The organism is Streptosporangium sp. NPDC006013, from assembly GCF_040614275.1.
In the GTDB taxonomy this organism is placed as follows: Bacteria; Actinomycetota; Actinomycetes; order Streptosporangiales; family Streptosporangiaceae; genus Streptosporangium.
In genome coordinates this window covers 1-5,231 of record NZ_JBEXUE010000603.1, presented here as the reverse complement: position 1 = coordinate 5,231, position 5,231 = coordinate 1, and the positions used below count along the sequence as shown (strand labels likewise).

General features: G+C 70.1%; 3 protein-coding genes. 2 read left to right on the top strand and 1 reads right to left on the bottom strand.

The window, feature by feature from the left end; genetic code table 11:
- A partial coding sequence (locus ABZ260_RS45880) for a chaplin family protein (protein ID WP_355630803.1) occupies positions 1 to 2,013 on the top strand: 2,013 nt, incomplete at its 5' end.
- Positions 2,014 to 2,195: 182 nt separating this feature from the next.
- Here the strand turns inward: ABZ260_RS45880 and ABZ260_RS45875 are convergent.
- The gene (locus ABZ260_RS45875) at positions 2,196 to 2,381 is read right to left on the bottom strand and encodes a DUF5703 family protein (protein WP_084195129.1); all 186 of its coding nucleotides are present in this window, start codon (positions 2,379 to 2,381) and stop codon (positions 2,196 to 2,198) included.
- Between the two features lie 157 nt (positions 2,382 to 2,538).
- Between ABZ260_RS45875 and topA the strand changes: the two genes are divergently transcribed.
- Positions 2,539 to 5,231: type I DNA topoisomerase (topA, locus tag ABZ260_RS45870; RefSeq protein WP_355630800.1), on the top strand; the 2,693-nt coding region annotated here is incomplete at its 3' end.

Genomic DNA, 5,231 nt, shown 5'->3' with positions numbered 1-5,231 from the left:
TCCGATCTGGGCAACGAGACCTCCGGGCGGGGCAGCGTCCTGGGGGGCAACCAGGTGGTGGCGCCGATCACCGCGCCCGTCAACGCCTGTGGCAACGCGGTGTCGGTGATCGGCCGTTCCGAGGCGGGCTGCCGAGGCGGTGCCTCGGTGCGGAACCAGGGCGGGAACGGCGGCGGTGCCGGTGGCAACCGCACGAACGGTGATCACAGCATCGGCGGCGGCAACCAGGTGGTCGCGCCGATCACCGCGCCGATCAACGCCTGCGGCAACTCTTTCGCGATCTTCGGTGGGGCAACCGCCGGTTGCCGGGGTGGTGCCTCGGTGAGCAATCAGGGCGGTGGCGGCGGCGGTGCCGGTGGCAACCGCACCTCCGGGCGGGGCAGCGTCCTGGGCGGCAACCAGGTGGTGGCGCCGATCACCGCGCCGATCAACATCTGCGGCAACTCGGTTGCCGTCGTCGGCGAGGCGTTCTCCGGCTGCGAGGGCGGTGCCGAGGTCGTCGGCGGCAGGCCCGGCAGGCCGGGGCAGCCCGGTGGTCCTGGGCACCCCGGTGGTCCTGGGCACCCCGGTGGTCCCGGGCAGCCCGGTGGTCCCGGGCACCCGGGCGGGCCCGGACAGCCTGGTGGTCCCGGGCACCCTGGTGGTCCGGGACGGCCGGGTGGCCCCGGAGAGCACGGCGGCCCTGGCAAGCCCGACTGGCCGGGTAAGCCGGGTTACGGCGGCCACGGAGGCCACGAGGGGCATGGAGACCACGGCGGCCACGGCGGCGGCTGGGAGCGCGGCCCGCGTCCCGGTGGCCCCGGCTCGGGCTACGGCCGGCCAGGAAACGACACCGACGGGCGCTTCGGAGCCGGCAGCGGCAATCAGGTGGTCGCGCCGATCACCGCGCCCGCCAACGTCTGCGGCAGCGCCGTCGGCAACGGCCAGGCGGGCTGCCCGGGCGGTTCGTCCGCGGGGACGGGTCAGGGCGGCGGTGCGGGTGGCAACCGCACCTCCGGGCGGGGCAGCGTCCTGGGGGGCAACCAGGTGGTGGCGCCGATCACCGCGCCGATCAACGTCTGTGGCAACGCGGTGGCCGTGCTGGGTGGAGCCTTCGCCGGCTGCCAGGGTGGTGCGTCCGTCGGGACCGGTGGTCCCGGTGGCGGCGGTGCCGGTGGCAACCGTACGAACGGTGATCACAGCATCGGCGGCGGTAACCAGGTGGTGGCGCCGATCACCGCGCCGATCAACGTCTGCGGCAACGCGGTGGGCGTGCTCGGCCGGGCCGCGGCCGGGTGCAGGGGCGGCGCCTCGGTCTCCGGCGGCGCGGGTGCGGGGGCCGGTGGCAATCGCACCTCCGGGCAGGGCAGCGTCCTGGGCGGCAACCAGGTGGTCGCGCCGATCACCGCGCCGATCAACATCTGCGGCAACGCGGTCGCCGTGCTGGGCGACGCCGCCGCGGGCTGCCTCGGCGGCTCCCGTGCCGGAGGGCCGGGCGGTGGCCAGTGGGGCGGCCACAACGGCGGTCAGTGGGGTGGCCACGAGGGTGGTCACCAGGGCGGACCGGGCGGACCCAAGGGCGACCACAACGGTGGCCGAGGCGACTGGGACGGCAAGCCCAGCAGGCACAGGACCAGTAGCCTGCTGTCCGTCCTCCCCGCCGTTCCGGGGATCGGCGGCGAGGCCGGTCAGGCGTCGCTGTCCGACGCCCGCGGTGCCCAGGAGGCGGGCCAGTCCGGGCTTCCGGCCGCCGCCGGTCTGCCCGAGCTCCCCGTCATGCCCGCCACCCCGGTGAGCAAGCGGGCCGCGGCGGCCGACAGTAGCTCGCCGCTGGCTCCCGTCACGGGCCTGACGTCCTCCACCCCGGCCGGTGACCTGCCGATCCGTGACCTGGGTCTGATGAGTGCCGCTCAGCCCGTCGGCGTGACCGGAATGAACGTCGGTTCCCTGGTCACCCTGCTGATCGGCGCGTTGGCCGCGGCCTCCGCGACCGTCTTCGGCACCACCCGCCGCATCCGTTTCGGTAAAAAGTAAGGCATTAGTCACCCATTAGGCATGCCTTCCTCAGAGCCACTGAGGAAGGCGCGCAGACGCCTCGACGGCGGCGAGACAGGATGACCGCGCCTGCGTGGTGCGGTGCTCGCTCGCGTGGCGAGGCACGGAAGCTTTGCCCGTTCCGGGGGCGCGGCCCGGGGCGGGCAAAGCCATGTCTGGAATCACATCGTCCTGGTCACACGTATGATCTTCCGGCGCAGCCGGACGTCTCGGCGGCCATCGGGATACAGTCGCAGGCGGTCGAGCTCCCAGTCGCCGTATTCTGCATGTTCGGTCAGTATCCGGCGGGCTGCGTCCCGTGAGGTGCCACGCGGGAGGTGGAGAACCAAGTAGGAGTAGTCCAGCACAGCGATTAGTCTCCGAGGGTGAGCCGAGGGACGTCGACACTCATAGGGCTTTATTCTGCGTCCTTGCGGCTTTCCTTGGGAGTGTTCCCGACTCAGATCGGGTAACCCGAGGGGAAGTAAACGGGGAACGAATGCGAACAGCGAGGTAGGAAGCAGCGTGCCAGCCAAGAACGGCAACGCCGGCGGAAACCGCCTGGTGATCGTCGAGTCGCCTTCCAAGGCGAAGACCATCGCCGGGTACCTCGGCCGCGGCTACGTCGTGGAGTCCAGCATCGGGCATATTCGTGATCTCCCTGAGAAGGCCGACGACATCCCTGAGAAGTACAAGGGAGAGTCCTGGGCACGCCTCGGCGTCAATGTGGATCACGAGTTTGAGCCGCTCTACGTCGTCAACCACGACAAGAAGGCGCAGGTGAGCAAGCTCAAGCAGCTGCTCAAGGACGCCGACGAGCTCTATCTCGCCACTGACGAGGATCGCGAGGGCGAGGCGATCGCCTGGCACCTCCGCGAGGTGCTCAATCCCAAGGTCCCGGTGCACCGCATGGTGTTCCACGAGATCACCCCGCGGGCGATCCAGGAGGCGGTGGCCAATCCCCGCGCCCTGAACCTGCGGCTGGTCGACGCCCAGGAGACCCGGCGCATTCTCGACCGTCTCTACGGCTACGAGGTCAGCCCGGTCCTGTGGAAGAAGGTCAAGCCCCGGCTTTCGGCCGGGCGCGTGCAGTCCGTGGCGACCCGGCTGGTCGTGGAGCGCGAGCGCGAGCGCCTGGCGTTCACCAGCGCGAGTTACTGGGACCTGCAGGCGCTGCTCGACACCGGTGGTGACGAGGTTCCGCACGAGTTCACCGCCATGCTGACCGGCGTGGACGGAAAGCGCGTCGCCCAGGGCCGGGACTTCGCGAGCAACGGCACCCTCAAGAGCGCCGATGTGCTCCACCTGGACGAGCAGGCCGCCCAGGCCCTGGCCGGGCGCCTGGCCGGTGTGCCGTACAAGGTCAGGTCGGTCGAGCGCAAGCCGTACACCCGCAAGCCGTACGCGCCGTTCAGGACGACCACGCTGCAGCAGGAGGCCAGCCGCAAGCTGGGCTTCTCCGCGAAGTCGACCATGCAGGTCGCCCAGCGCCTCTACGAGAACGGCTTCATCACCTACATGCGGACCGACAGCATCACGCTGTCGGAGACCGCTGTCGCCGCCGCCCGCAGCCAGGCCATCAAGCTTTACGGCTCGGCCTATGTGCCCGACAAGCCGCGCGTCTACGCCAGCAAGGTGAAGAACGCGCAGGAGGCGCACGAGGCGATCCGTCCCTCGGGCGAGGAGTTCCGCACGCCGGGCGAGACCGGGCTGACCGGTGACATGTTCCGCCTGTACGAGCTGATCTGGCAGCGGACCGTGGCCTCCCAGATGAAGGACGCGGTCGGCGAGTCGGTCACCGTCAAGGTGGACGGCACGTCCAGTTCGGGGGAGCAGGTCGAGTTCAGTGCCTCCGGGCGGACCATCACCTTCCACGGCTTCCTGAAGGCCTATGTCGAGGGCGCGGACGACCCGTCCACCGACCGCGACGACTCCGAGAAGCGCCTGCCGAACCTGAGCGAGAACGACCCGCTCACCGCGTCCGCGCTGAACGTGCTGTCGCACGCCACCAAGCCGCCGGCCCGGTACACGGAGGCGTCGCTGATCAAGGAGCTGGAAGACCGGGAGATCGGCCGTCCCTCGACGTACGCGTCGATCATCGGAACGATTCTGGACCGCGGCTACGTCTTCAAGAAGGGCACCGCCCTGGTGCCGTCCTTCCTGGCGTTCGCGGTGGTCAACCTGCTGGAGCAGCACTTCGGCCACCTCGTCGACTACGACTTCACCGCCGACATGGAGAAGGTCCTCGACGACATCGCCAACGACCGGGCGGAGCGGGTGCCCGAGCTGCGCCGGTTCTACTTCGGTGTGGACGGCGGCGAGGGTCTGAAGGAACTGGTCACCGACCTCGGCGAGATCGACGCCAAGGAGATCAGCTCGTTCTCGATCAGGGGCACCGACATCATGATCCGGGTGGGCCGCTACGGCCCGTACCTGGACCGGGAGGGTGTCCGGGTGAACGTGCCGGAGGACCTGGCTCCCGACGAGCTCACCGCCGAGCGGGCCGAGGAGCTGTTCTCCCGCCCGACGGGTGACCGGGAGCTGGGCAAGGACCCGGTGACCGGGAACGTGATCGTGGCCAAGGACGGCCGCTTCGGTCCGTACGTCACCGAGATCCTGCCGGTGGAGACGCCTCCAGCCGAGGGCAAGAAGAAGACCAAGAAGGCCGACGCCCCCAAGCCGCGCACCGGGTCGCTGCTCAAGTCGATGTCCCTGGACACCGTCACCCTTGAGGACGCCCTGCTGCTGCTCTCGCTGCCGAGGGTGCTCGGGGTGATCGACGACCAGGAGGTCACGGCGCAGAACGGCAAATTCGGGCCGTACATCAAGAAGGGCACCGACTCTCGTTCCCTGGGGTCGGAGGAGGAACTGTTCACGGTCACCCTCGATCGGGCCAAGGAGTTGTTCGCCCAGCCCAAGACCAGGGGCAGGCGGGCCGCGGCCGCGCCGCCGCTGCGCGAGCTGGGTGAGGACTCGGTCTCCAAGAAGCCGATCGTGGTGAAGGAGGGGCGGTTCGGGCCCTACGTCACCGACGGGGAGACCAACGCCTCGCTGCGCAAGGGGGACGAGGTCGAGCAGATCACCACCGAACGCGCCGCCGAGCTTCTCGCCGATCGTCGCGCCCGAGGCCCGGCGCCCAAGTGGGACGAGCCGTATGCCGCGCCACTCCGCCACCTCACGCAATTCCTGCGGCCACTCTTTCAAGCTCGGCAGCCGCT